This is a genomic window from Streptomyces sp. SID3212, from assembly GCF_009865405.1.
Classification (GTDB): Bacteria; Actinomycetota; Actinomycetes; order Streptomycetales; family Streptomycetaceae; genus Streptomyces.
Window position 1 is genome coordinate 1 of sequence record NZ_WWJY01000152.1, and the last position, 4,054, is coordinate 4,054.

A 4,054-nucleotide genomic window follows, 5' to 3' on the forward strand; every position below is an offset into this window, starting at 1 on the left:
GGCAGCAACCGCAACCCGGTCGCCAAGGCCGCCGCCGACAAGGTCTCGGGAGCCGTTCCGCTGACGGTCGCGTTCTCCTCGGCCGGCAGCTCCGACCCGGAGGGCAAGGCCCTCACCTACGCCTGGGACTTCGGCGACGGCACCAGCTCCACGGCCGCCAACCCGAGCCACACGTACACCACCAGGGGCACCTTCCGCCCCACCCTCACCGTCAGGGACCCGGAGGGCCTCACCGGCACCGCGAGCCTCGTGGTGACGTCGGGCAACACCGCGCCCACGGTCAACCTCACCAGCCCCGGTGACGGCCAGCTCTTCTCCTTCGGCGACACCGTCCCCTTCCAGGTCTCGGTGAGCGACCCCGAGGACGGCGCCATCGACTGCTCCAAGGTCAAGGTCACCTACCTCCTCGGCCATGACGAGCACCGCCACCAGATCACCCAGGCCACCGGCTGCTCCGGCAACCTCTCCGTACCGGCCGACGGCGAGCACGACAGCGCCGCCAACATCTACGGGGTCTTCGACGCCGAGTACACCGACGCCGCAGGCCTGACCACGCACAGCGCGCGCATCCTCCAGCCCCGCCACCGCCAGGGTGAGCACTTCGGCGCCCAGAACGGCATCCAGGTCGCGGCCCACGGCTCCGCCGAAGGCGGCAGCACCGTCGGCTTCACCGACAACAACGACTGGATCTCCTTCAAGCCGTACGTCCTCGGCAACGCCAACCGCTTCACCGCCCGGGTCTCCTCGGGTGGCGTCGGCGGCACGCTGGAGGTACGGACGGGCTCGGCCACCGGCACCCTGCTGGGCACCGCGACCGTGGCACCGACCGGCGGCTGGGAGAACTTCGTCGACGTCTCGGCGAACCTGACCAACGCGCCCTCCGGCACCACGGAGCTGTTCCTCGTCTTCAAGGGACCGACGGGCCAGGGCAACCTCTTCGACCTCGACGCCTTCACCTTCACCACCGGCACCTCCGGCGGGTCGAGCCAGACCGTCGAGGGCGAGTCGTTCAGCTCCGGACAGGGCGTCCAGGCGGCCGCCCACACCCCGGCGAGCGGCGGGAACACCCTCGGCTACATCGAGAACGGTGACTGGGCGGGGTACGCCTCCGTCCCCACGGCCGGGACCAAGACCTTCAGCGCGAAGGTCTCCTCGGCCGGCGCGGGCGGCACCATCACCATCCGCTCGGGCTCCGCGACCGGCGCCGTCCTCGGCACGGTGGCGGTCGCCAACACCGGCGGCTGGGAGACCTTCGCCAACGTCACCACGACCCTGACCGGTACGGGTTCCTCCGGGGCGCTGTTCCTCACCTTCACCGGTGGCGCCGGGTCCCTGTTCGACATCGACACCCTCACCCTCACCAAGTGAAGCGCGGGAAAGGGCCACTGATGTTCCGTCACCTCCGGCGTTTGCCGACCACCGCGGCCTCCGCGCTGGTCGTCGCCCTCGGTCTCGCCGGGTCGCTCCTGACCCCGGCGGCCACGGCGCAGGCCGCCGACCCCGCCTACAAGGTCCTCGTCTTCTCCAAGACGGCGGGCTTCCGCCACGACTCCATCCCGGCCGGCACCCAGGCCATCAGGGACCTCGGCGCGGCCAACAACTTCACGGTCACGGCCACCGAGGACAGCAACGCCTTCACCACCGCCAACCTGGCCGGCTTCAAGGCGGTGGTGTTCCTCTCCACCACCGGTGACGTCCTCAACGCCACCCAGCAGTCGGCCTTCCAGTCGTACGTCGACGGGGGTGGCGGCTACCTCGGCATCCACGCCGCCGCCGACACTGAGTACGACTGGCCGCAGTACGAGCAGATCGCCGGCGCCTGGTTCAAGAGCCACCCGGCGATCCAGCAGGCCACGCTGAGGACCGAGGACCGGGCCAACGCGGCCACCTCGCACCTCGGCCAGACCTGGTCCCGTACCGACGAGTGGTACAACTACCGCACCAACCCGCGCAACAACGTCAAGGTGCTCCAGAACCTCGACGAAGGCAGCTACAGCGGCGGCGAGATGAGCGGGGACCACCCGATCACCTGGTGCCATCCGCAGGGCAACGGCCGGTCGTTCTACACCGGACTCGGCCACACCCAGGAGTCCTACGCCGACCCCACGTTCCGGACGCTGCTGCTCGGCGGCATCCGGTACGCGGCGGGCTTCGCCAAGGCCGACTGCCGCGCGGAGACCGGCTACACCACGCTCTACAACGGCTCCACCACCGGCTGGTCCCAGGCCGGTCCCGGCAGCTTCACCAACACCGACGCCACCCTCACCTCCACGGGCGGCATGGGCCTGTACTGGTACCAGGCGAAGCAGTACGCCGCGTACTCCCTCAAGCTGGACTGGCGGATGCCCGGGGACGACAACTCCGGTGTGTTCGTGGGCTTCCCCAGCTCCACCGATCCCAACTCGGCGGTCAACCAGGGGTACGAGATCCAGATCGACGCCACCGACACGGCGGACCGCACGACCGGTTCGGTGTACGGCTTCAAGTCGGCGGACATCGCGGCCAGGGACGCCGCGCTGAACCCGCCCGGCGCCTGGAACACGTACGAGATCCGGGTGGAGGGGGAGCGGCTCCAGGTCTTCCTCAACGGCGCGAAGATCAACGACTTCACCAACACGGACCCCGTCCGCTCCCTCCAGCAGGGATACATCGGGATCCAGAACCACGGCACCGGTGACGACGTGTCCTTCCGCAACGTCCGGATCAAGGAGCTGGGCGGTACGACCCCGCCCACGTCGTCCACGTACGAGGGCGAGTCGTTCACCTCGCAGCAGGGCGTCCAGGCGGCCGACCACGCTCCGGCGAGCGGCGGCAGGACCCTCGGCTACATCGAGAACGGCGACTGGGCGGGCTACTCCCAGGCGTCCCTCACGGGTGCGAAGACCTTCACCGCGAAGGTCTCCTCGGCCGGCGCCGGCGGCACCGTCCAGGTGCGCTCCGGCTCGGCCACCGGACCGGTGATCGGCTCGGTCGCCGTTCCCAACACCGGTGGCTGGGAGACCTTCAGGACCGTCACCACCACGCTGACCGGCACACCGACCGGACCGGTGTTCCTCACCTTCACCGGCGGCGCGGGTTCCCTGTTCGACATCGACACCTTCACGATCGGGAGGTAACAGGCCGCACCGGCGCGGCTCCACGAACCGGCAGGGCGGGTCCCGGACACACCGGGGCCCGCCTCGCCGTGTTCCCCGGGCCGGCGGTCCGCCCGCGACGGCGACGCGGCCGACGGTACGGGCGTGGGTGACCGGGCACCCGTAAGCCCCCGGCTATGCGGCAGCCACCGGACCGTGGGCAGACCGTCGCCTTCCGGCCACCGCCTGCTGCGAGCCTCCACAGATGCTCGCCCTGAACGCGGAAGTGAACCCGCGCCGATGCCGGATGCTGGGGCTCGCCGGGTCCCTCGCGCTCATGACCGGCGGGCTGACCGCGGGCGCGCTCCCCGTACGCGACGCGCTGCTGCCCACCTCCGGACGCGCCGCGCTCGGCGTCGTCTGCGCGTACTTCGGCCTCGTCCTGCTGATAGCCGCCTGGTGGTGGCTCGGCAGGTCCGTCCGGGGACCCCGCCCGCCCACCCCGCGCGCCCTGCTCGTGACGCTGGGCGTGTGGGCCGCCCCCCTCGTTCTCGGACCGCCCCTCTTCAGCCGCGACGTCTACAGCTATCTGGCGCAGGGCGCCATGGTCGACGCGCGGATGGACGTGTACGTCCACGGGCCCGCGCACCTCGGCGGGCCGCTCGCGACCGAGGTGGCGCCCGTCTGGCAGCACACCCCCGCGCCCTACGGCCCGGTGTTCCTCCTCGTCGCCGAGAAGACCTCGTTCCTGACCCGTCTCGACATGCCCGCGGGCATCCTCGGCATGCGGCTCGTGGCGCTGCTCGGCGTCGGACTGATGATCGCGTTCCTGCCGTCGCTCGCCCGCCGCTGCGGCGTCGAGCCCTCGGCGGCGCTGTGGCTCGGCGCGCTCAACCCGCTGGTCCTGCTGCACCTGGTCGCGGGCGCCCACAACGACGCCCTCATGCTGGGGCTGCTCGGCGCCGGACTGGTCGCCGCCC

General features: G+C 71.2%; 3 protein-coding genes. All 3 read left to right on the forward strand.

Features of this window, described 5'->3' with window-relative positions; all coding sequences use genetic code 11:
* A partial coding sequence (locus GT042_RS04310; protein WP_161307358.1) for a carbohydrate-binding protein occupies window positions 1-1,368 on the forward strand: 1,368 nt, incomplete at its 5' end.
* A 20-nt stretch (window positions 1,369-1,388) separates the two neighbouring features.
* A complete protein-coding gene (locus GT042_RS04315) occupies window positions 1,389-3,116 on the forward strand; it encodes a ThuA domain-containing protein (protein WP_161307359.1) in 1,728 nt (575 codons plus the stop codon).
* A 232-nt stretch (window positions 3,117-3,348) separates the two neighbouring features.
* A partial coding sequence (gene mptB / locus GT042_RS04320; RefSeq protein WP_202532337.1) for a polyprenol phosphomannose-dependent alpha 1,6 mannosyltransferase MptB occupies window positions 3,349-4,054 on the forward strand: 706 nt, incomplete at its 3' end.

Bases quoted from the DNA above. Each gene is read 5' to 3' on its own strand.
- GT042_RS04315 (WP_161307359.1), top strand. From the start codon at position 1,389: ATGTTCCGTCACCTCCGGCGTTTGCCGACCACCGCGGCCTCCGCGCTG.